This window comes from Vibrio sp. B1Z05 (assembly GCF_052955985.1).
The window spans coordinates 1040377-1064785 of record NZ_CP130464.1 but is presented as its reverse complement, the minus strand read 5'-3'; the positions used below and the strand labels follow the sequence as shown (position 1 = coordinate 1064785).

Below are 24409 nucleotides of genomic sequence, written 5' to 3'. Positions count from 1 at the left end.
TTATTATCCGTCTACATTCAATCGTAACTTAATCATTGTTCCGTATAGCTTAAGAAAAATTCTTCTAAAAAGAAAGAAAAATTATAGAGGTTTTTTAAAACTGATCTTTCTGTTTAAAACTGATCTTATTGATAATGTGATCTAATGATCCGGGCTTTAATTTGGCTGTAAGTTGCTGATTAAAATAGAGTAATTTTTATGGTGTTTCGGAGCGATGATCAAGGTTACTTCGAAAGAATGATCATACAGAATACGTAAACATGATCAGTGATTTGCGGAAGTGTGATCAACACAATCAATGAACCATGATCAAGTAAGCAACGAAAGCATGATCATTGGGTGTGAACAACTTATCCACAGTGCATGAGTGCGTTTATTGAACGCTGTCGTGGATCTAATGCATTGTTTGTTCTTCTCATTCCATTCTACCCCGTTATAAATCTTCAAAACCCTGATTTTCAAACGCTTTAAGCAATGGAAGCATGATCATGAGTATCATTGATCCCTTGTTCCGCTTAATTTGTAACTGTCCAATTTGTTTGAATTATTTCATTGGTAAACGCAAGCCAGTTTAAGTTGGTTCCTTACTTGGATTGAATATTATTTTATTTGCGTACAAATTGGTGGAAGCATGATCAAGTTAATTGGTTTTGCGTGATTTGATGATGCGTTTGTAAATGAATTGCGCCTTTTTTACCCCCTATTCTTTGTAAATGCCCATTCTACTTGATGTTTACCGTAATCTAGCGAGTAATTTACATGCTTCCGTATTGAAAAAACACTTGATCATCGATCCGGAAAAGATCCTCTTAAGTGTATGTAAACTGTGATCATCAACAAAGGAGAGTCTGTTTAAGCATTTCCTTGATCATCGTTTCGAATTTCCTGAATTCTCTTAGATATTCGTTTTTTTCTCTAGGAAGAATGATCAAGAGTGAACCTTGATCATTCTTCCTAATTCCTGTGTTGATAATCATTAACTACTGTCGAGTTTATGCATCTGTTGTGTGTTGATGATGTCTCGAGATTTTGCCATGAAATCTTGAAAAAAGATCAATAGTTTAAATATACGTTCGGTTGTCGGTGGTTTTGTTTTATTGGATTGCAAATGACCGTAATTCGTACAGGTTTTATCATCGTTCCGTTTATGGAAATAAAAATGAGCTTTTTGCTGTCTATTTAGCCTACCCTGCCTTATTTTACGCCTTTTCGTCTGTTTACATTGTAAATAAGTGACTCCTGTAACTTTTAAAATCTATGTAATTTTTCGACTCGTTATTGGTGTAAAATAGACGTCAATATAGAGATATTACAGGTTATTTATGTGATTCAACCCATTAATAAATGTTCAGCACTTAGTTGAATTATCTTGTGTTAGCTGTACAATTAACTTAGTCATACATTTATGGGAAGAATGATGAAAAGAGAATCAACGATAGATAATCTTTATCAATTAGCAGAACAAACAAAACAGGTTCAAGCTGATCGTATTGAAATTGTATTGGAAGAGCGAAACGATGAGCACTTCCCTGCAATGTCTAAAGCATTGATGGAAACTCGCTCTGGTTTGACTCGCAGAAAGCTAGACGACGCTATCAGCAAAATGGAAGCTAAAGGGCATCAATTTACAAAAAACAACGCCAATCACTACTCTATTTCTTTAGAGGAGGCTCATCATTTGATGGAGTCTGCTGGCGTTGAAATGTTTCACGAGCGCAAGCGAAATAAAAATAATAAGCCTTGGGTTGTCAATGTGCAAAACCAAAAGGGTGGCACAGGTAAGTCGATGACTGCGGTTCACCTAGCGGCTTGTTTGGCACTGAATTTAGATAAGCGCTACCGCATTTGTCTTATTGACTTGGATCCACAAGGGTCACTGCGACTGTTTTTAAACCCGCAGATCAGTATTAGCGAGCACGATAATATCTATTCTGCAGTTGATATCATGCTGGATAATGTGCCAGAAGATACCGACGTGGACTTAGATTTTTTGCGTAAGAATGTGCTGCTTCCAACGCAGTATCCAAACCTGAAAACGATTTCAGCTTTTCCTGAAGATGCGATGTTTAACGCTGAAGCATGGCAATCACTATCGCAAGATCAATCTCTTGATATTGTTAAGCTACTTAAAGAAAAGCTTATCGATAAAATTGCCGATGACTTTGATGTGATCATGATTGATACCGGTCCACACGTCGATCCATTAGTTTGGAACGCCATGTACGCATCAAATGCGTTATTGATTCCGTGTGCTGCTAAGCGATTGGACTGGGCGTCAACGGTTAACTTCTTCCAGCATTTACCGACGGTATACGAGATGTTCCCTGAGGACTGGCACGGATTAGAGTTTGTTCGTATGGTGCCAACCATGTTTGAAGACGATAATAAAAAGCAGGTGTCTGTTCTGACTGAAATGAACTACCTGTTACAAGAACAAGTGATGATGGCGACCATTCCAAGAAGTCGTGCATTTGAAACTTGTGCTGACACATACAGCACTGTGTTTGACTTAACCCCTGGCGATTTTGAAGGGGGCAAGAAGACACTTGCAGTTGCACAAGATGCGGTGCAAAAAAGCGCATTAGAATTAGAACGTGTGCTTCATAGCCACTGGGCGTCATTAAATCAGGAGGATTAAGGTATGGCGATAAAAACATCCGACTTGAACGCTAAATTATTTGGTAAGGCTAACAAACGTAGAGCAACAACGCCTACAGAAGCGCAAACCGCAGTCAAAGAAAACGCACAGGTGATCGAGCTTGCCGTAGCAGGGCAGGATATGGTGTCCTTTCAGTTACAACGTATCCCTGCGGCGAAGATTGAAGAACAGACAGTAGTATTTTCTGATAATGCTCGTGAACAAACGTTTCTTAACGAACATGCGCTGTCCGACATTCTAGATACTCTTAAAGATCGTGGTCAGCAATATCCAGCGGTCGGTAGAAAGAATAGCCAAGGTCAAATTGAAGTTCTTGATGGTAGTCGTCGTAGAAAATCGTGTATTTTGGCGGAGAAAGACTTTCTCATTTACGTTGCTGAAGACATAAATAGCGAACACGCTAAGTTTTTATCTGACGTTGCTAATGCGCATAAGCCACTTTCTTTGTATGAACGTGGCCGTGAAATGCAAGCCAAGCTGGATTCTGGTGAAGTGAGTGACCAAAAAGGGCTCGCATCTCTCTTTAAATGCAGTGAAGCATTGGTGAGTGGGGCATTAAAAGCGGCCTCATTGCCATTACCATTATTGCAAGCGTATCCAAACGTAACCGAGCTTGGGCGTCCAACTATCGTTAAGCTACATAAACAGTTTAATGAGCTTGAGGAGGCGGCACAGCAGGGTATTTTAGATAAGTGTCAGCAAGATGGTGCTTACGTTTGGCAACGTTTCAGCGGTATTAGCGAAGCTAAGATCACCAAGCAAGTTTCCTTGTTACTTGAAGGCTGGATTGCTGAGGTTAACGAAACCACGTATAAAGAAGCGAAGAAACCGGTTGAACTGGTAAAAGGTAAAGCGACTTACGTTCGTAAAGGTCAGTCTTTAGCGTTGAACCTGAAAAAAATAGACGATTCTTTAGCGCAAGAAATTATTCAGTTTATCGAAGCCAAATTGAAATAATCGCCAGTCGTTGATTGAGCATAAAGCAGAATAAAAAACGGGTATCAAGTAATTGATACCCGTTTTTTATGCACCAATGGACGCGTAAGGTTTGACGGTTCTAAGATCAAATTCTTTTAAAATCGAGTAAATATGGTCAAACAAGTCGGCTTGGGCACGTTCATAATCTTTGATACTGGTTTTGTTGACGTAGCAGTAGATTTCGATAGGTAAGCCAAAACGGTTACTTTCCAGTTGTCTTACGACAATAGTTAAATCTTTTATGACGGCAGGATGCGTCGCGAGGTAACTGGCAACGTATTCGCGAAAGCACCCAAGGTTGGTTAAGCGTCTAAAGTTAATAGGGTCGGCATCTTCAGGTAGGGTTTTATTGTACTGCTCTATTTCTTTTTGCTTGCGCAATATGTGCGTCTTCAGCAGTCTAAATCGTTGCATGCGCTCTAGCATGTCGTTATCTAAAAAATCAATACTCTCAGTATCAATAAACAGAGCTCGTTTTATGCGTCTGGCGCCTGTTTCTTCAACGCCATACCAGTTAATAAAAGGTTCGCTCACTAAGGTTTGCGAAGGGATCATGGCAATGGTGTTATCCCAGTTTTTTACTTTTACGGTGGTGAGCGTTACTTCTTGTACAGTGCCATCTACGTTGTGATTATCGAGCTGTATCCATTCTCCGGTCGAAATCATTTTATTGGCGGCTAACTGAATGCCTGCGATAAACCCCATTATGGTGTCTTTCATAACAAAGGCGATCATCCCAGCCATTACACTGACACCGGATATGAGATAAATAGGTGTTCGATCTAAGATATGGGATATGGTGAGCAGCACCGCTAACGCCACAAAAGCGAGTTTGAAGAACTGCACCATGCCATGCAGTGGCAATCTATGTCCGAATTGTTTGGTGGAGAGCACTAACAAGGTAATATCGAAGATAGAGAACAGTGCTCGCAGAACGATAATCGCGGCGCCTATTTCTAAAAATGCATTGATGGTTTGGCCCAAAATAGTAATTTTAGGAATTATCAGTTCAATACTCGACATGACCAAGTAGTAGGGCACGATAAGCGAAATCTTTTCATGAAAGCGTTTAAGCCCGATAGCCCGCTTTATTTTATAGTCATAACCATGAGTACTTTTATTGACAAAAGTCCCAGTAAAACGATGAATGACTAAGTAGGTAACAGCGGAAAACAATAGCGTGACAAGTATCAGTGACACATCAGCGAAAAAATCATGCCTATCAAAAGTGATATCGAATAACGACAGGAATTCAATCAGCAGATGACCTAAATGGTCTGATACCCACGCGCCCGATGTTTGTTGTTGTTCCATTTAGATAAACCTCCTTGTTTTATCTTATTTAGAGCAATCTGGGTAATTAAGTGATCAGCAATCGTGTTTTAACAAACTTGGCTGAGACGTTATTTACTGAGATTAATATCATACTAAGCCTTTCATTTAGCGAGAGTAAAGCAACATCGTCTTCGATAGAGTTTTGTTGTGATATTCATGTGTTGCTTTGTGCTGTGGCAAGTTTTTGTTAGCGTTAATTCCCTTCGCTATTCTGCTATTCTATGCCAATACAAGATTCCATAATTTAGGTGATGCCCTTGCCATATCGTTCTCATGCTCAGCAATTGCTAATTTTGCAAAGTCAGGCTTTTCAATCTCAACACCGTATCGGTGTGATATTAAAGGGTTCTGAGCAATGGCAACAACAGGTGTTACAACATCTTGGAGAGTTGCATCGCTACCAACGGGCATTAGTGCTGGGTGAGCGCACGTTAAGTTATGCCGAAACAGTGACCTTTAAACAAGCACGACAAAAGCTAGGTCAAGAAAGCGATCTTATCGTAGCTGATCTTAACTGTGCCTTCGATGCCAATGGTTTTACTGCTGTTACGGGCACATTAAAGGGTGGCAGTTTATTGCTGATACTGCCTAACACTGATTCAGTTCAGTTTTCCGAGCTATGGATGGCACGTGCTTGTCAGTCATTTATCAGCATTTGTGAGTCTTCACCGAGTGTGATTGAGACCGGTTCCGATTTTACGCAGGTGCAAACGATACCTGCAGTCGATCGTTTCTCACAGCAACGACAAGCCATAGAGGCAATACATAAAGTATTAAGCGGGCATCGTAAACGCCCGCTAGTCATTACGGCAGATAGAGGGCGAGGTAAATCGGCTGCTCTTGGTATTGCCGCCGCACAAATAATTAAAAATTCAAACAAGCATGTTGTTATCACAGCGCCTAGTACGCAGGCAGTAAAAACATTATTCGAACACGCCAGTAAAGAGTTAGGTATAGCGCCGCAAAAAGGTTACCACCTTTGCCTAGAAACAGGGGCAAGTTTACGTTTTATTGCCCCTGATGAGTTGCTTCGAGATTCGGTCAATTGTGATTTATTGTTGGTTGATGAAGCTGCCGCCATTCCTTTGCCTCTTTTGCAATCCATTGTTGAGCGCTATCACCGAACTTGTTTCGCAACTACTGTGCACGGTTATGAAGGTTGCGGGCGTGGGTTTTCGATAAAGTTTTCTGCGTGGCTCAATCAACATCGGCCGGGCTGGAAGTCATTGAAACTGACTCAACCTATTCGTTGGAGCCTAGGAGATCCGGTGGAAGCATGGTTATTCGATACTTTCTTACTTGATGCGGAGATTGAATCTTTATCCTCAAATGATTATTCCGATGCCAAACTACTTGAGCTTGATATTACGGATTCCACACACTGCGTTACCTCACTGCGTAAAGCTTTTGCTTTATTGGTGAATGCTCATTATCAAACCTCGCCCAATGACGTATTTCAATTGCTCGATGATCCAAATATTCGCCTCTATCAAGTGATATCACAGCAGCAGGTTGTAGGAGTGATACTTGGGTATCGAGAGGGCGGCCTGAATGAGTCACAATTACAAGATATCCAATTAGGCAAACGAAGACCTGCAGGGCATTTGGTTCCTATTTCATTAGTCAGTAACCTTGCCGATAACAGGCCAGCACTTGTTGCTAGCCTTCGAGTGATGAGAATTGCAGTTCACCCAGAAACGCAAGGCATTGGACTTGGCAGTTGGATGTTGTCTCAATTGGCGTCATTGCAAGAGCCGGAAGTTGCTTATCTATCAACAAGTTTTGGCGTCAACAGTGAGTTGTTTAACTTTTGGTGCAATAACGGGTTTGAGGCCGTTCGGTTGGGTAGTAAGCAAGACCAAGCGAGCGGGTGCTTCTCTGTCTCTATGGTGAAAGCTTTAAATAGCCTTGTAGGGTGGAAAGAGGATGCACAGCGTCAGTTGCAAATACACCTTATCGACACCGCTTCTGATATACATTTAAACCTGCCTACAACATTATTGCTTAGACTCCTTATATCCGAGACACAGAACACTCTGACTTTAAATGAACGTACTTATAAGCTGATCTCTAATTACACATTAGGTGGCGCTAGTTTTGAGGCGACACGAATTCTGGTACAACAGTTATTGGTTAGTCATTTGTCGTCTGTGCTACAGCGTTCTGCTGAGTATGATGCAAAGGATTATGCCGATCTTTCTTTGATTGCTGATTTATCGATTAAGAAACAAAGTTGGGCGAAGGTATGTCAAGAGCATGGATTCACTGGGCGCAAACAAGCAGAAGCTCAGTATCGTCAAGCGATTAGTTATTATCTTCTAACTACACAACCTGTCTGATTTACAGTGTAAATTAAGTCGTTGTTAATCGGCTGAGTTGCGGGCATCTTCAATTTACACTGTAAATTCAAAGTGCCGGTCATTGGTTATTAAAAAGGGTCACAACATCAAACTGTTGTGACCCTTTAATTTACAGTGTAAATCGTTATTGATACCAATTATTTAGTATGATTGGTATTATTCACACTCTTTAAGTTTCCTTTTTTAAGCTCGGCTAACACCTTTTCTTTTGGACCATCGGCTACAACACTTCCAGCACTCATTACAATTAAGCGATCGACCACTTCGAGCATGGAAGTCTTATGAGTGATAAGCACCAGTGTTTCTTGTTTAGATAGGTTTTGTAGTTCTGATTTTATTAAGGCTTCCGAGCGGTTATCCATCGCACTGGTTGGTTCATCAAGTAATAGCACCGGAGGTCTACCCAGAAATGCTCGGGCAATGGCAACCGCTTGACGTTGTCCTCCAGAGAGAAGTTGACCCCCTTCACCGACTTGTCTTTCTAATCCAGCCGGGTCTTTCATGGTGAAGTCCGTGACACCAGCGCGTTTAGCCGCAAGTAATACCTCATCATCTTCGGCCAGTTGTTTGCCAAGGGTAATGTTGTCACGGATTGAACCGTAAAATAAAGTGATGTCTTGTGGTACACAGCCTATGTTGCTTCTCACGTCAGTATGGTGCAATTGTTGGATGTCGGTATCATCAATGCGAATATGACCCTGTGTCGGCTTATACAGGCCCATAATGAGACGCTCAAGAGTTGTTTTACCCGAACCAATACGCCCTATAATCGCCACCTTCTCACCAGGACGAATAGTGATGCTGAGATCTCTAATAGAAGAAACGGGAGAATCAGGGTAATTGAAGCTGACTTTATCGAGCTCAATTTTGCCTTGCAGTACTGGGCGGTGGATGTAACGTTTATCTTCTTCTTGCTCATCGGGCATGCTCATGACTTGCTCAATAATAGTCATTGACGATTTTGCTTGATTGTAGCGTGTTGAAAGTAGCGCAACCTGAACTAAAGGACCAATAGCGCGACCACTGAGCATTGTGGCGGCAATCAATCCCCCCATGGTCAGTTCACCTTCTGAGATAAGATAAACACCCATTATCAACATACCCACATTGGACGCTTGTTGTAGAAAACCTGCCGAGTTTTGTACGCCGTCAGTGATACGACGACTTTTGATGTTCCAGTTTGCCATATGTGCAACGGCTTCTTCCCAGCGATATTGAAACTGACTTTGCGCGCCAAATATTTTTAATGATTCTAATCCGGCCAAACTTTCAATTAAGTTGGCGTATTTCTGCGAAGCTAAGCGAGAGCCTTCTTCAATGCTGTTGCGTAGCGGTCGTTGAATAATGAGTGAATGTAAAATAAGTAAAGTCACACACACAATAGGCACTAACACTACGTTGCCTGCAATCAGCCAAATGACTAATAAAAACAGCAGAGCAAAAGGTAAATCGATCAATGCCGCAATAGTGGCTGAGGTGAAAAACTCTCGAATAGATTCAAACTCTTGCAGGTGTCTGGCAAATGCTCCAACTGACGGTGGGCGGGCTTCCATTCTAATTCCCATTACTTTGCTAAACAGTTTCGACGAAATCAGAATGTCTGACTTTTTACCTGCGACATCAATGAAGTAACTTCGAAGTGATTTAAGCAGTAAGTCAAAGATAAAAATGACCACAATACCGCTCGCCAGCACCCATAAAGATTCAAAGGCTAAATTGGGGACAACTTTATCGTAGACAATTCGAGTAAATAGGGGAGTGGCAATAGCGAAAATATTGATCAAAATTGAGGCAATTAAAACATCACGATAAATAGAGCGTGATTCTTTTAATGTACCCCAAAACCAATGCCCTTTGCGGGTTTTGAGTATTTCGGGAGAGCGTTGATCAAAGCGGAACTGTTTCTTTATTAAAAAATAGCGGCCACTATAATCTTCTTCCAGATCGGCAAGCGTTACTGTTGTGGCGACAAATCCTGTTTTGGTACTGACAATTTCTGCTTGTCCATTATCGTTATCGACACTGAGTAAAACGCAGGCTTCGTTTTCACCGGTTAGTAATATGGCAGGCAGTACTAGGGTTGATACTTTGGTCAGTGACGCCGATTGTTCTTTTGCGACCAACCCAGCTCGTTGTGCGGCTCGTGAAAATAAAATAGGCGTTAGTTTACCATCAGGTAATGGCAATCCATTTAACAGTGCTTCTGGCGAATTGGAGAGGCCGTAGTAGCGACTGACATAGATAAGTGAATGTAATAATGAGTCTTTCATGCGTTGTCATCCTTGGCTGCATTCATCTAGCCGTGTAATCCAATAGTAATCTTAAGACCAACTGTCTGCTTGTCGTGAGTATGAATGTTATTCACATAAGCCTTTGATTATTGACAAGGAAACCCTTGATCATGCTTTCGCAAATTTGCGTGTAAGTCTTTGTTTATTCACGCAGAGCACGTCCCTTAGCACTTAGCACGGGTTTTAGTAGGTAATCGAGCACAGTGTGCTTGCCCGTAATAATGTCTACCGAAGCTGTCATCCCTGGAATAATCGGTAATTGACCGTTGTTACCAAACTCTGTTTGTTCGGTGCGAACGCGTACAAGATAAAAGCTATTTCCTTCTTCATCTTGAATGGTGTCTGCGCTGATATGGTCAAGTTTGCCTTGTAAGCCGCCGTATTTAGTGAAGTCATAAGCACTAAATTTTACGATGGCTGGCAGATCAGGTCGTAAAAAGGCGATATCTTGCGGCGCAATCTTCGCTTCCACGACGAGCACATCTTCAGTAGGTACGATTTCCACCAAATCCATACCCGGTTGAATAACGCCTCCTACCGTATTGGTGTACAGTTTTTTTATAGTACCAGTGACAGGGGAGGTCACCACCGTACGGCTGACCCTATCTTCGAGTCCAACGGTGCTTTGGGTCAGTGCTGATAATTCATCTTGGCTTTGATTTAGCTTTTCTTGTTGTTCAGAGCGAAAATCAAGAGCGGCGTCAACTCGACTAAGCAGTTTTTCTCTAATAGCGGCATTGAGTACAGGAACTTGCCCTCGGGCCGAATCAAGTTCTCTTTTAGTATCAATAACTTGACGCTTTAGTTTGATGAACTCAATTTGCGGAACTATGCCTTCTATTGCTAGCGGTTCCATTAGGTCATATTCTTTTTGTGCGAACTCATACGCTTGTTTAAGGTTTGAAATTCGGCCACGAGTCTCGTTCATATCTTGAATTTTTTGGTCAACTCTTTCGTCAATCACTTTAAGTTGGTTTTTTAAATTGCCCAGATCTTGTCGATACTCAACACGCTGTCTAGCGGCTAGTTTTGGTTGAGTTTCTTCAAAATTAGTTGGGTACACCAGTTTATTAGTGTGAATGACCACGCTATCGCGCCAATTTCTTAGAGTAACGTTATCTTTTACTTCGATGCTGGCGACCGATGCGGAGAGTTGCAAAACTTTGGCTGTTAAGTTGTAGACTTGCTGTTCGCGCTCTCTGAAGTCAGATTGAAAGCGCGTATCATCAATCAGCAATAGTTGCTGTCCTTGGGTGACTTGTTGACCTTCTCGTACCAGAATGGCTTTAACTAAGCCACCTTCTAAATTTTGTACGATTTGCAATTGGCTTGAAGGAATGACCTTGCCATTTCCCACGGTGACTTTGTCGATTTCGGCCCAGTTCGTCCATGCAACGGCACAGCCAAAAAAAACCAAAACCAACCATAGTAAAAGCCGGGCGTTTGAAGGTGTATTTAGCAGTAGCGCTGCAGTTTTATCATCAACGTACTCTAACTCGGTTCGACCGAGGTTTTTTAGCTTCTCTTGACTCATAGGCCATCCATTTGCGCATAGAGTGATTAAGGGAAAAAGAGTCTACTGCTAGGGTGAGAGAGTGATTAGAGCCACTAACAAAGACATACTCCTATAGTATGTTGATTTGTTGTAAATGTTAAGTAAATGCGCTTTATTATTGGCTATTGTGTAACAAGGATAGGTGCTCTAGATGATTGAATTTTAAGTATAATTATTATTTCACAAATAGATTCCCCCGTTTTATGTCAAATATGTTCCAAAAAATGAGAACAGAGTTAAGCTAAATGAATATACATGCAAAACCTTCTTGAGATATTTATCTCGAAAGCGCAAAATTTAACAAAAGTCATTTGAGGATGTGAAATGAAGTTAACGGATATTCGTCGCGACTATACGCTGGGCGGTTTACGCAGAAAGAATTTAAAAGAAAACCCCGTTGATCAGTTTAATTTATGGTTAGAGCAGGCGATTGAAGCAGAGTTGACGGATCCTACCGCAATGACAGTGGCAACCGTTGATGAAAACGGTCAGCCGTATCAACGAATTGTGCTGTTAAAAAGTCTTGATGATCAAGGCTTTGTATTTTACACCAATCTAGGCAGTCGTAAGGCGCTTCATCTACAAGATAACAACAAAATTAGCCTGCACTTTCCGTGGCATCCATTAGAGCGACAAGTTCATGTGACTGGTGTGGCTGAAAAATTGACTGCGGCAGAAAACTTTAAATACTTCACTTCTCGTCCAAAAGGCAGTCAGTTAGCGGCAATAGCCAGCAAGCAAAGCTCACGCATCTCAGCGCGTGGAATTTTGGAAGGTAAGTTTTTAGAGCTTAAAAAGAAGTTCTCTGATGGTGAAATACCTATGCCGTCATTCTGGGGTGGATATCGTATTAAGGTTGAATCTATCGAATTTTGGCAAGGTGGAGCTAATCGTTTACATGATAGATTTATCTATACTCGTGTGGGTGATGCTCAACAGTGGGAAATTGAGCGTCTTGCGCCATAATTTACACTGTAAATATAATACCAATCACACTAAGTAAGTGATCAGAACTAGCGCAGGAAAAATGCTCGAGAACAAGGCAGAATTTTTCGATAAGTAGTTATTCTACAATCAAAAATTCTAACGCCGTTATCGAGCATTTTAACAAGCTAGAATGACCAGTTATTTAGTACGATTGGTATAACTATTAGCACTAGAAAGGGCCTATGATGTCAGGAATTACAGAGTTAACTCAGCTACTCGAATCTATGCAACCAGAGTTGCAAAATGATGAATTTGTATTTTGTACAGTACAAGGTGAGCTAAAAGATTTTGTGGCGTTAAATCCAATTGCCACTTTTATCGAATCTGAAGGGCTGACTTTAGTTGTAGAAAAACAAGCAGCAGCAAAAGCGCAACTGGCATTTGATGGCAGTTTTAAAAAGATCACGTTAACGGTGCATTCAAGCCTTGAGGCGGTTGGTTTAACGGCGGCGGTTGCGACTAAGCTTGCAGAAAAGGGCATTAGCGCGAACGTTATTGCTGCTTTTTATCATGACCATATTTTTGTGCAAAGTGCTAAGGCTGAGCAAGCGTTGGCAGCTTTGTTAGAATTTCAAAAATAATTAATAAAAGAATAATGATTGATCAGTAACGCTAACATTGAGTTGCTTAATGATTTTACGGGATCTGACTTAGGTTAGGTCCCGTTTTTATATCTAAATTCCCCAACACGAGAAATATTTGGCGACTTGTGACATCTTTCAGTGTTGCTTCTGAAGACTTAATTACTTTGATTAATCTTCAACTTAGCTTGTCCTATCTACTGGCTCGCCCTATCTGAGAAGTTATCTTTACGTTCTGGAGTTGAAAAAATTAAGGAGTAAAGTTGGCTCCATTAGATATTTGTTTATTTTGCCGTCGAATTTGACGGATAAATGAACTCGTAATCAATCACATCTTCTTTTGTTAGGGGCAATAGCGCCACCATCTGCAAAATTAATCAAAAGGGTGAGTTGGTTGCATCAGTATAGGAATAGCCATGAAATTTAGTAGTAAAGTTGCCTTGATGTTGGGAGTGATATCTTCCGCTGCATTAGCAAACGAAATTGTAGCGCCGCTAGATGGTGTTGAGGTGGTGACCACTCAATTGCCGACACTGTCGATTCAAAACATATCTAACGAGACGGTTTCAATTAATATTTATGGTGAAACACTGAAGTTAGCCCCAACTTCTGGCGTTCAATATGCGTGCAAAGGCTATCATGATCTTGAATTGCAAGTGTTGAATAATGATCACGACTACTTTGAAGTGCCTTGCCAGTCCAAAGTGGTGTTTACTGAGCTATTTAAAAATCAAAGAAAGCAGGGCGAATAAGATGAAAAAGATATTTGTGTTATTGGCTGTTTGCTTGCTTTCATCGTGTAATGTGACCAATTCTGATGGTTCTTCAGTATTTACTTATTCGTCTTGTAAAATTACGGATTCTGATGCGCCATTTCGTTATCAACAACAGCATGATTTAAAGCAGTGTTGGAATGCTAAGGGTGATGGCTATACGAGCAAAAGCAGAGCAGTCGATTGGTGTGATGAGAAAGTGCATGATTATGTATCGGAGAAATATCCGACGAATTACACGGTTGAATTTAAAGTTGAGTCTACTTACTGTTAATAGCCACTCTGTAAATACCTACCTTTGAAATATAAATAAGTGTCGCTGGTTCGGCACTTTTTGATTCTCAATCAATTGGTTTTAGCATAAAAAAAGGATCTGACATTGGTCAGATCCTTTTTTGTTTGGGTAGATTTTATCGCTTAGAAGCGGTAATCAATGCCTGCGTAGTAGCTACGCTCTGCGCCTATGAAATACGCGCCAGATGAATTAGTATCACGAGCCATTTGGTAATCTTCATCAAGCAAGTTATTTACTTTAAATCTAGCATCTAAACTATCTGTGAAGCTGTATTTCAGTGCCAAGTCTAACGTGATGTAAGCATCCATCATGTTAGCTGTTGGTGCTGAACTATCAGGACGTTCACCAACGTAGTTTGCAATCAATGACGTTTGCACATCTTGCCAGTTAGCCGTACCAATCCAAGAGTAATTTTGTTTCGCGCGGTTAACTAACTGTGAGTCATCTTCTTTGTTCTTCGGATCTTTCCAATCAGCAGAAACGGTGTGGTGAATTAACCATGTATCAAATTCAATGCTGGCCTCAATACCTTTAATTTGAGCTTTATTTATATTCTCTGGCTGCCATGGACCTAAAGGATTGTTAGGATCTATTGGAGCCCAAGCGATCATGTCTTTAATGTCAGTGTTATATAGGGAAATGTTCCAAGAAGCCCAAGAGTGGTAACCTTGTACGGTAAATTCAGTAGACTCAGAAGATTCAGGTTTTAGATCTGGGTTGCCACTACCTGGCCAGTAAAGGTCATTAAAGGTAGGCGCACGATAAGCAGTACCATGGCTTAATGATAAGGTGTACGTATCAGCAATAGTTACGCCTGCTGCTAAGTTCCAAGTGGTGTTACTTCCATATGAGCTGTCGTCATCATTTCGGATGCTTGCTTCAAGAATAAATGGATGTAAGTTCAGTGAACTTGTCGCAAAAATACCTCGGTTATCTCGGTCTGTTTTTTCATAGTTGGTTGTGTTTGAACCACTAAGAGCCACTTCTTCTTTGTAGTAATCAAGACCACCTGTCACATTTAACAGAGAGTTGAAGTTATAAGAGTTAATCCAAGATACTGTGTTTCTTTGAGCTTCTAGGATAGCTTCAGCGCGAGTTTTAGCCGCATCACGCGTACCTTGAGTATCATTGCTGTGGCTTACTTGCAAAGAAGACTGGAAGTCATTGTTTGTATAGTTAAGGCCGCCCGTTAGAGAGTAAAAGTCTTGTGCTGTTTCGTCTTTGGTGGTTGCTTGAAACTCGCTGCTACTATTTTGGTTGTAGCCTGAGAAGTTAGCGCTCCAGTTATCTGAAATATCATGTTCTAGAGAGCCAAATACAACTTGAGATTTGTAACCGTAATCTTCACCTTCTGGAGAGTAGGTAGAGATACCATATCCTTTGGATGCTTCATTATTGACAACAAAAGAACCGCGAGTGCTGTCACTGATTTCGCCTGCGCTACGCCAACCTTCAGAATGGTAGTGGTTACTGCCGCCAGTCAATGACACTTCGTGTACGTTGTCTTTAGAGGTGGTTGTGATGCTGATAACACCACCTACCGCATCAGCGCCGTAGACAGATGCTTTTGGTCCACGTAGAACTTCAATTTTTTCGATTGCAAATGCAGGGATTAGACCGATTGAACCGCCACCAGATGTTGGTGAATTGATGCGTACACCATCGACTAAGATAAGTGTTTGAGCCGATGCTGTGCCTCGTAGGTAAATACTTGTGGTGTTACCTTTTGTACCTAGCTGAGTAACTTCAACGCCCGGAAGCGTTTTCAGTACATCAATGGCACTGTCAGCTTGGATAGCTTGAATGTCTTCACGTTCAATAACAGTGATATTGGCTAGAGTTGAAGTTTTAGGTTGCTCAAAACGGTTTGCAGTGACAACCATGGTTTCATCAGTTTGGGTTGTGTCTGCTTCTTGAGCGAAAAGAGTGGGTGCGTACAACGAGATGATCGCTGTCGCTAAAATGGTTTTTTTCATGTTAAGTCCTAAATACGCGTAGTGATAAAATGCTTATAGTGCATCTTTTGTTACTGGCAGGTATTCGGACTTATGAGCACTGTAGATAGAATCTACTGCCTAGCATCTCACTTCCCACAATATGTATTGCAGTGTGTGGGCTTATATTACCCTTAGATGTTCGTTCTCAATTACCGCTGCGCGTCAGTTTTGGATTTACACCAAATTCCCTTTAAAGCATGAAATCTAAGATATCATGACACCAGCGATTGAGAGTCTATAGAGTGTTGTTGTGCCTGTCTACCATTCACTAATTTTTGTTAAATACCAAGAAACGCAGTGTTAATCACAATTGTTATTATTGTTAAGTGCCTGTAATCACATTTCTTTTATTCTCCCTTTTGTGCTGTTTGTTTTGCTCTGTAGGATTGTCGCCAAATTCATGGTGGTTTTATAGAGCTGAGGAAAAGCAATGTTTACAGCATCTAGTGTTTTAAATCCCGATTTCATCGATCAACCTAAAGAGACGTTATGGTCTCTCATTTCACCTATGTATATGGTGGATGAATCGACTTGGTTAAAAGAGTTGTTAAAGCTCGCCACGCCCTCCGATGAGGAAAAGCAGCGTATTGAGCGTCAAACAACCTCATTAATTGAGGCTATTCGAGCGGATAAACGCTCAATTCAAATGATCGATGCTTTGTTGTTGGAGTACAGTTTAGATACCCAAGAAGGCATCTTGTTGATGTGTTTAGCTGAAGCGCTAATGCGAATCCCTGACTCAGAAACCGCCGATGCGTTAATTAAAGATAAGCTGACGGTAGCAGACTGGAAGTCTCATTTAAGTCAGTCTGACTCTGTATTTGTTAACGCTTCAACTTGGGGGTTGATGCTTACCGGTAAAGTGGTTGGTATTAATGATCCTGAAAAAACGAGCCCAAGCTCTGCACTTTCAAAACTGATGAACAAAATGTCTGAACCTATTATTAGGAAAGCCATGCATCAAGCGATGAAGGTGATGGGCCATCAATTTGTTTTAGGGCGAGATATCGCCGAAGCGCAGAAAAATGGCGCACCGCTGCGTAAAAAAGGCTTCACTCATTCATTTGATATGTTGGGAGAGGCCGCGCTGACTACCGATGATGCTAAAAAGTATTTTAATGATTACTTGATGGCGATTGAATCTGTAGGGGCAAGTGCGCAAGGTGCAGATTCAAGTCCAGCCCCTTCTATTTCGATAAAACTATCTGCATTACACCCTCGTTATGAGGTGGCAAATCGTGATCGAGTGTTAACTGAGCTGCACGACACGTTAATCAAGCTATTAACTCGCGCCATTGAGTTGGATGTGGCGATAACTATCGATGCAGAAGAAGCCGATCGTTTAGAACTGTCGTTGCAGTTATTTGAAAAAGTGTACAGCAACCCGCAAGTGAAAGGCTGGGGCAAGTTTGGCTTAGTAATACAGGCGTATTCTAAACGTTGTTTGCCAGTATTGTTATGGGTGAATGCGTTAGCTAAAGAGCAGAGGGATGTCATTCCTTTACGTTTGGTTAAAGGTGCGTATTGGGATAGTGAAATTAAATGGTCGCAGCAGGCGGGTTTTGCAAATTATCCGGTATTTACCCGTAAAGAAGCGACGGATATGTCCTACCTTGCCTGTGCCCGTTTTCTATTGAGTCCGGGTGTACGTGGCAATATTTTCCCACAATTTGCCAGTCATAATGCACATACAGTAACGGCTATTGCCGAAATGGCTGAGCATAGCGACTATGAATTTCAAAGATTGCATGGCATGGGAGATTCACTGTACTTCCATGTCATGGATAAATATGGGCAACCTGTTCGCATTTATGCGCCAGTGGGTAGCCATAAAGATCTTCTGCCTTATTTGGTGCGACGTTTACTGGAAAATGGTGCGAATAGTTCGTTTGTACATAGATTGGTGGATGCTCGTTGTCCGGTTGCCGATCTGACGCATCATCCAGTCGATACCTTGCTCGCCAATAACACCTTACATAACGATCAAATTCCATTGCCGCCACAGATCTTTGGTGAAAGGGTCAATTCTATCGGAATTAATATCGATATCGAAAGTGAGGCGGCACTTTTTGAAAAGCAAGTGCAAAGCTTTTTAAACAAGCAGTGGCAAGGTGCGCCGATCATTAATGGATCTCGTGTATCCGAAACGATGATCAAGGCAGAAGATGTGCTTGCGCCTTTTGATAGTGATCGTATTGTTGGCTCGATCTCTTTTGCCAACCTTGATCATGTTTCCGAAGCCGTTGCCGTTGCGCAATCTGGGTTAGAGACTTGGAGAAATACGCCAATCGCTCGCCGCGCGCTGTGTTTGAATATCTTGGCTGACAAGCTAGAAGCAAATTTGGCTGAATTGGTGGCACTTTGTCATATGGAGGCAGGAAAAACCATTCATGACAGCATTGATGAAGTGCGCGAAGCGGTCGATTTTTGTCGATACTACGCTAGCAATGCCAGTGAACTCGGTCCTGAATCCATTGCAGGCTTTGATGGCAATTTGCAGTGGTGTGAAAGGCACGGCAGAGGGGTGTTTGTCTGCATCAGTCCGTGGAACTTCCCATTGGCGATTTTCTTAGGGCAGATATCCGCGGCACTAGTTGCGGGCAATACGGTAGTGGCTAAACCTGCGGAGCAAACAAGTTTGATTGCTGCGCGTACGATTGAAATTATGTTGGATTGTGGATTTCCGGCCAATGTCATTCAATTTTTGCCAGGGCGCGGCGCAGAAATTGGCGCAGCCTTAACTTCGCATTCTGCAATTGCCGGTGTGGCTTTTACCGGCTCTACCGCGACCGCGAAACGTATTAATTTGTCATTGGCTGAACGCGATAGCGAACCTGTCCCGTTTATTGCTGAAACCGGCGGTCAAAACGCCATGATTGTCGATTCAACTGCGTTACCTGAGCAAGTGGTGCGTGATGTGGTGCGAAGTGCGTTTGCTTCTGCAGGACAGCGCTGTTCGGCACTTCGTGTTCTGTTTGTGCAACAAGATATTGCTCCGCGCATCATTAACCTGATTCAAGGTGCCATGAAAGAGCTTAGAGTCGGCTTGCCTTATTTACATCGTACTGATGTGGGACCGGTTATTGACCGTGCGTCACAACAAAAACTGCACAAACACATTGAAGAGATGCGAAAAACACAAAAAGTGGTCGCAGAAGTGCCGCTCAGCGATGAATGTGCCAAAGGCATGTTTATTGCGCCAACGGCGATTGAAATTAGCGATATTTCAGTATTAAAAGAAGAGCAATTTGGCCCAATTTTGCACATAGTGACTTTTAAGGCAAACCAGATGGCAGAGGTGGTAGAGACGATTAATGCCACTGGGTTTGGTTTAACTATGGGTATTCATTCTCGTAATGAGACAACCTATCGTTGGATTGAACATAATGCACGAGTGGGTAACTGTTATATCAACCGAGATCAGGTGGGGGCAGTCGTAGGGGTTCAACCATTTGGCGGACAAGGCTTGTCTGGTACAGGTCCTAAAGCCGGTGGGCCAAATTATTTATATCGCTTTACTCAATATACCTGTAGAGAACGCCATCAGTCCGATGCTATGTCTGATGCTACGTCGAATGCGACGACAAGTGAGCAAGCTTCGAAAACCAATGAGCAAGGAGTATAGAAATGAAAAATGCATCTATTTGCTTCTCAGAAGCGCAACAAGCTTGGTCGTTATGGAATCAAGTACCGTACGCCACTCGTTATCAGTTGATTATGACGGCGGCTAAAGCCTTACCATTAAGTCACTTGAAAGTGCCATTGGAATTTCATCATAAACACAGCGCTGAGTTATTGAGTGAGCCGGTATTAATGCCCGGTCCGACCGGCGAAACAAACGAGCTGTACACCGCAGGTCGTGGCGTATCACTGATTATTGCGGATAGCGCGGTTAATATGTCGGTGAGTAAGGCATTTTATGCTCAGCTTTGTGTGTCTTTGATGGCAGGCAACTGCGTGGTGCTTTGCGTGCAAGATAATGAGCTTGCAGAGCAAGTGCAGAAGTTAATTGAGTGCTTGGCTTTACCATCGGGTGTGTTGAGCTTGGTTGAATACGATCAGTACGTGCAATTGATCGAGAGTGATGTTCGCATCACGACTGTGTTGGGCGAGGATGCTTTTGTAAAAGAAGTGAATCGCCATCTCGCTCGAAAAACTGGCGCAATAGCACCGCTCATCGCTGAGGTTGAATTGGTAAAAATGCCTGTGGCTCAAGATCCTAAGTTAGTGCTTCGTTATATTACCGAACGGACTCGTACCATTAATATTACTGCAGTTGGTGGCAATGCTACCTTGCTTGAATTGGGCAGTGCAGAGCATTAATCGCCAGTTTTTCCCATAAAAGAGAATACCGAGTGAATCGCTAGTTGAATACTTAGTGGTTACTCGGTATTTTTGTTTGACGTTCAATGAGGGAATAAGAACATGTTATCGGAGTGTACTGGTAAGTATTCGTTAGTTGTACAAGGTGGAGGGCAAAAAGGAGCGTTTGCTGCAGGAGTATTAGATACTTTTATTGCGGCAAATTACGATCCATTTTCCCTATACATTGGTACATCCGCAGGGGCGCTAAATGTTTCATCTTTTGTGACGAAACAGCCAGGTTTGGGCCTAGATTTCATCATCAATTACACCACTAAAAATCGTTTTTTCGATTTTCACCGACTGATGCATAAACAACAAGCCGCTATGGATCTTGACTGGGCTTTTCAATTTGTACACAGCGGTGAGTTTCCACTGGATATTAAGAAAGGCGCCAAAAACTTAGGCTCAGATAAACAAGCTTTAGCCTGTGTTACCCATGTGGAAGAAATGAAGGATTATTACTTTCCAATATTTTCCGAACAATGGTATGACGTTTTGCGTGCTACCTGCGCCATTCCCATGCTCTACCATCAAGAAATTGAAATTGATGGGGCAAAATGGGTGGATGGCGGTGTGACGGCGACCATTCCAGTGCAAGAGGCGTATCGCCGAGGTGCTTGTAATATCGTGGCAATTACCACGGAGACGATGATTGGAGAGACGCAAAAACCTCACTTTTCGCTGTCGTCCGAAAACTTAGATAAATTAAAGCTAGATCTTTCCCGAGGTATCGAACCTTATATTCAACGTTTTTCGTCTCGCTCTGCCACGGCAGCGCCGCATAAAACCTCACAAGCTAGAAGTAAAGCTAAACAGATTAGTGAGCAGTTCTTAGCGAGAGTGAATCAACTTCAAGCACAGCATCATTTTCCTAAGTTAGATTCTATTCCTAAAAACTGGCTTCCTGATACTGAAAAGCTAAGCGAAATGTTGGCTCATCAATCGCAGAAAATGAATTTTAAAGCGCACACGCCGCGCACGGTGGAAATGCTGTTTAATCATTATATGAATCATTCCGCTATTTCGGGGTTTATGAATAAACCACCTGAAGGGGTTAACCTGTGGGAGATCACACCTCGTAAGCCACTTAGCTGTAGTGGTCTCATGAGTCACAAAGATGATATTCTTGCCGATTATGAATCTGGCGTATTAGCAGGCAAAGAGTTTCTCTGTAAAGTGAATCACAGTAAGTGATTGATATAAGGGCTACATCAAGGTAGCCCTTACTGTGATTTACGCGAATTGTAATTTATTTTTGAGCTTGTATAGACCTTCTACGAAGTAATAATCACCGTAAATCAAAGAACAGTTTATCCCTAGCCCTTGAGGGCAATTAAAGGTACCACCGACTAAAATGCCTTGCTTGGTATGGTCGTTATAAGTGCCATAGTTTTCATACAAACTCTTCAAAATTTTGATAGCGGCGTTTTGGTATTTGTCTTTTTTTAGTTGGTCTGTGGCCAGATCGGATAACAAAAGCAGTCCGCTGGCGGCACACGCACCTGCTGATGTGTCTCTTGGCGTACTGTCAGTTTTAGGGGCTCTGAAATCCCAATGAGGTACATGATCATCGCTGAGATTATCAATAAAAAAATCGGCCGTTTTCATTGCTGTCTCTAAGTAGCGAACTTCTTGAGTATATTGATAACTCATAGAGAAGCCATGTATCGCCCAAGATGCACCGCGACTCCATGCAGAGTCTTCATTGTATCCCTGTCCACCATGGTATTTTTTTACTTTGCCAGATAAGTAATCAAACTCCACCATATGTCTGACAGAGCCATCGTCACGAATAAATTCATTAATAACGGTATCGGCATGTGCCATGGCCAGCATCTTGAATCTAGGGGCGTCTAACTGCTCTGCTGCCCAATATAGGATTGGTAAGTTCATCATGCTATCAATAATGCTTAGGCCTTTTGGATCGGCATTATTTACATCATTGTTATTCCATGCAGTCAAAAATCGGCCATTGATATTGAAACGACTGGCTAGATGACTTGCGGCACGTAAAGCGCGTATTCTGGATTTCTCATTGCCGAATAATTCATACTGCTTTACAGAGGTTAATTGCCACATGAAACCGACGTCATGATGAATATTGATAAACTCATCCAAAGGCCCATCCATGGTGTTTTCTCTATCAATAGCGATGTCTTTGAAGGGCTGGTAGCCTTGTTTTTCATAGAGTAACCATAGCAATCCAGGCCAAAAACCGACGACCCAAGCCCAAGGTTTGTGAGTGTCACTGTAAATGCCGTTTTCAGTCATAGAAGGAAACTGTACCTTCATCTCTTGGCTAGTGGTTTTCACTTTTTCAAATGTATCTTTCCAGGCTTGTTCAACCCATAAAATATTTTCTTTCATATACGAATCCTTAATATTGGCAGCCTATATCATCTTCAACCCAGAAGAGATAGCGCCTAGTCCTGCGATAAGACACAGCACCAATGAAATGTTTCTAACCACTTTGTGAGGGATATAGTCGATAACTAAAATCGCTAATTTGTATCCAGCATAGCTTGCCGGAATTAAAGGCAGAGCTAAAAGCAGGTGATGCATGCTCATGTAACCAATGGGAATCTGTATGGAGAGAGACAAGATGCAGCTCACCCAAAAGAATGCCGCTAAGTTAGCTCGGATAAGGTGGACTTTTTGATGTTGCAATAATAGAGCCATTGGCGGTCCACCAATCCCAGAGCTAGTGCCTAAAAATCCGGAAAAGAATCCAGCTATCATGAGTCGCTTAGGGGTGACATCTATCTTAATTGGCAACAAACTTACCGCCACTGCGGCAAGTACCGCTCCGCCAAGCAGTAAGGATAATTGATTGACATCGATAATATAAAGTACACCTGCACCAAATAATGTTCCCGGGAGAAGCCCGATAATTGTCTGCTTTAGATTAGTCCAAGATACATAAGCTCGGTATTTATGTATGTTAATTGAAGCCAAGAAAAAGCCGACAATGATGATAGGAGCAGGAATATACTGCGGCGATAAGTAAAGCAGTAAGGGAGAAGCAACAACCGCCATTCCAAAGCCTGTGGTTGTTTGAATAAATGCGCCAATAAATATCAACAGCATGGCAATTAATATACTTATGTCCATCTCGACGGGGTTACCTTTAAAGCTTTGAAATCTATTTGAGAGATGAGCTCAGTATATAGAATTTGGAAAAGCTGTCAAAAATTAATAAAACAATGTTTTAGTAAGTGAATTGAAACATATCGATGCTGTTGATTTCTTGATTATTCTTCTCGGCAGTCTTCTCAATAACATGTGGCACAAGGTTAGGGGCTATTGGCCGCGCCTTTTAGCTATCGCAGTCTATCGGTCATAAAAGTGTTATCCTTACCAAGTAAAAATCTGGCGTATCAGTAAGCAAAACCTGCTTATATACGATGCTATCTTGATGACTTTCTTTGTTATGGTTTAATTTATGCAGTCCTCATATGACATTAGTTGGTGGAGTCTCTCCGCGTTTTCTTTACTTCTTTTAATACCGCTTGCCATCAATAAGGTATACCGATTAGAGCTGAGTAAAGAGATGTTAGTGTCGGTGGTGCGCATGGCTGTCCAACTTATGCTGGTGGGCATTTATCTGGAGTTTTTGTTCTCCATTGATAGCTTGTGGATTAATCTAGCGTGGATAGCCGTGATGCTTGTGGTAGGTGCGAGCACTATCGTGGGTAAAGCCAAGCTTCCTCGCAAGCCTCTGTTTTTCCCTGTATTGGGTGGTTTGGTGTTTGGTTTAGCGCCAGTGCTAGTGTTCCTCTTTTGGATGGTGGTGCAGCCAGAGCCGGTTCATAGTGCACAATACGTAATTCCTCTAGCAGGAATGCTATTGGGTAATAGCCTGAGCGGCAATATTGTCGCCTTACAGAATCTCTACAGCGCTTTTGAAGACCGCCGTGAGGAGTATGAGGTGGCTATCGCGCTTGGAGCGCCTGCAGAATACGCCACACTGCCCTTTGTACGCACAGCAATGCAAAAGGCGTTGGCACCTATCTTAGCTTCTATGGCGGCCTCTGGGCTGGTGACACTGCCCGGGATGATGACCGGACAGATCTTAGGTGGAGCATCCCCCATTCTTGCCATCAAATATCAAATCTTAATATTGATTGCCATCTTTGTAGTCATGACTATTTCTGTGACTTTAACGCTAAAGTTTAGCTTGCGCCGTTCGATTAATTCGCAAGGTAGAGTGCTGATTAAAATGAAATAATTCAG

The 24409-nt window shown here is 42.1% G+C and carries 17 protein-coding genes and 1 riboswitch; of the genes, 11 read left to right on the top strand and 6 right to left on the bottom strand.

Annotation, left to right across the window (positions count from 1 at the left end; all coding sequences use genetic code 11):
* Nucleotides 1-1417 precede the first annotated feature (1417 nt).
* Complete coding sequence (locus QV280_RS17255) at nucleotides 1418-2638, top strand: AAA family ATPase (RefSeq protein ID WP_152820202.1); 1221 nt, start codon at nucleotides 1418-1420, stop codon at nucleotides 2636-2638.
* A 3-nt stretch (nucleotides 2639-2641) separates the two neighbouring features.
* Nucleotides 2642-3616: a ParB/RepB/Spo0J family partition protein gene (locus QV280_RS17250; protein WP_023403244.1), complete on the top strand. Its 975-nt coding sequence runs from the start codon at nucleotides 2642-2644 to the stop codon at nucleotides 3614-3616.
* A gap of 66 nt (nucleotides 3617-3682) precedes the next feature.
* Here the strand turns inward: QV280_RS17250 and QV280_RS17245 are convergent, their stop codons facing one another.
* Complete coding sequence (locus QV280_RS17245; RefSeq protein WP_152820201.1) at nucleotides 3683-4951, bottom strand: mechanosensitive ion channel family protein; 1269 nt, start codon at nucleotides 4949-4951, stop codon at nucleotides 3683-3685.
* Between the two features lie 278 nt (nucleotides 4952-5229).
* Between QV280_RS17245 and QV280_RS17240 the strand changes: the two genes are divergently transcribed.
* Nucleotides 5230-7311, top strand: a complete 2082-nt coding sequence (locus tag QV280_RS17240; protein ID WP_152820200.1) for a GNAT family N-acetyltransferase — start codon at nucleotides 5230-5232, stop codon at nucleotides 7309-7311.
* A 158-nt stretch (nucleotides 7312-7469) separates the two neighbouring features.
* On the opposite strand, the gene QV280_RS17235 is transcribed toward QV280_RS17240, so the two are convergent.
* Both QV280_RS17235 and QV280_RS17230 read right to left on the bottom strand, forming a co-directional pair.
* Nucleotides 7470-9602, bottom strand: coding sequence for a type I secretion system permease/ATPase (locus QV280_RS17235; protein WP_023405698.1), 2133 nt, complete (start codon nucleotides 9600-9602; stop codon nucleotides 7470-7472).
* Nucleotides 9603-9765: 163 nt separating this feature from the next.
* Entirely contained in the window at nucleotides 9766-11157 is a 1392-nt protein-coding gene (locus QV280_RS17230) for an HlyD family type I secretion periplasmic adaptor subunit (protein WP_152820199.1), read from the bottom strand.
* Between the two features lie 345 nt (nucleotides 11158-11502).
* Here QV280_RS17230 and pdxH point away from each other — a divergent pair, with 345 nt between their 5' ends.
* The 4 genes from pdxH to QV280_RS17210 all read left to right on the top strand — a co-directional run bounded on the left by pdxH (nucleotide 11503) and on the right by QV280_RS17210 (nucleotide 13793).
* Nucleotides 11503-12144 (top strand): pyridoxamine 5'-phosphate oxidase, encoded by a 642-nt coding sequence (gene pdxH / locus QV280_RS17225; protein ID WP_023405696.1) that lies wholly within the window; start codon nucleotides 11503-11505, stop codon nucleotides 12142-12144.
* A 206-nt stretch (nucleotides 12145-12350) separates the two neighbouring features.
* The gene (locus QV280_RS17220; protein ID WP_152820198.1) at nucleotides 12351-12746 is read left to right on the top strand and encodes an ACT domain-containing protein; all 396 of its coding nucleotides are present in this window, start codon (nucleotides 12351-12353) and stop codon (nucleotides 12744-12746) included.
* Between the two features lie 416 nt (nucleotides 12747-13162).
* Complete coding sequence (locus QV280_RS17215; protein ID WP_152820197.1) at nucleotides 13163-13498, top strand: hypothetical protein; 336 nt, start codon at nucleotides 13163-13165, stop codon at nucleotides 13496-13498.
* Between the two features lies 1 nt (nucleotide 13499).
* Nucleotides 13500-13793 carry a hypothetical protein gene (locus tag QV280_RS17210; RefSeq protein WP_152820196.1) on the top strand — a complete coding sequence of 98 codons (294 nt, stop codon included), beginning with the start codon at nucleotides 13500-13502 and terminating at the stop codon, nucleotides 13791-13793.
* A 143-nt stretch (nucleotides 13794-13936) separates the two neighbouring features.
* On the opposite strand, the gene QV280_RS17205 is transcribed toward QV280_RS17210, so the two are convergent.
* Entirely contained in the window at nucleotides 13937-15790 is a 1854-nt protein-coding gene (locus tag QV280_RS17205; RefSeq protein ID WP_152820195.1) for a TonB-dependent receptor domain-containing protein, read from the bottom strand.
* A gap of 38 nt (nucleotides 15791-15828) precedes the next feature.
* Nucleotides 15829-16051, bottom strand: a riboswitch (cobalamin riboswitch).
* 190 nt (nucleotides 16052-16241) lie between these two features.
* Here QV280_RS17205 and putA point away from each other — a divergent pair.
* The 3 genes from putA (at nucleotide 16242) to QV280_RS17190 (ending at nucleotide 21370) form a co-directional block, all read left to right on the top strand.
* Nucleotides 16242-19436 carry a bifunctional proline dehydrogenase/L-glutamate gamma-semialdehyde dehydrogenase PutA gene (gene putA, locus QV280_RS17200; protein ID WP_152820194.1) on the top strand — a complete coding sequence of 1065 codons (3195 nt, stop codon included), beginning with the start codon at nucleotides 16242-16244 and terminating at the stop codon, nucleotides 19434-19436.
* Nucleotides 19437-19438: 2 nt separating this feature from the next.
* Nucleotides 19439-20134 (top strand): hypothetical protein, encoded by a 696-nt coding sequence (locus QV280_RS17195; protein ID WP_152820193.1) that lies wholly within the window; start codon nucleotides 19439-19441, stop codon nucleotides 20132-20134.
* Between the two features lie 102 nt (nucleotides 20135-20236).
* Entirely contained in the window at nucleotides 20237-21370 is a 1134-nt protein-coding gene (locus QV280_RS17190) for a patatin-like phospholipase family protein (RefSeq protein WP_152820192.1), read from the top strand.
* Between the two features lie 39 nt (nucleotides 21371-21409).
* On the opposite strand, the gene QV280_RS17185 is transcribed toward QV280_RS17190, so the two are convergent.
* Nucleotides 21410-22543, bottom strand: a complete 1134-nt coding sequence (locus tag QV280_RS17185; RefSeq protein ID WP_152820191.1) for a glycoside hydrolase family 88 protein — start codon at nucleotides 22541-22543, stop codon at nucleotides 21410-21412.
* Nucleotides 22544-22567: 24 nt separating this feature from the next.
* Entirely contained in the window at nucleotides 22568-23287 is a 720-nt protein-coding gene (locus tag QV280_RS17180; RefSeq protein WP_152820190.1) for a sulfite exporter TauE/SafE family protein, read from the bottom strand.
* A 331-nt stretch (nucleotides 23288-23618) separates the two neighbouring features.
* Between QV280_RS17180 and QV280_RS17175 the strand changes: the two genes are divergently transcribed.
* The gene (locus QV280_RS17175; RefSeq protein ID WP_152820189.1) at nucleotides 23619-24404 is read left to right on the top strand and encodes an ABC transporter permease; all 786 of its coding nucleotides are present in this window, start codon (nucleotides 23619-23621) and stop codon (nucleotides 24402-24404) included.
* The last annotated feature ends 5 nt before the right edge of the window (nucleotides 24405-24409 follow it).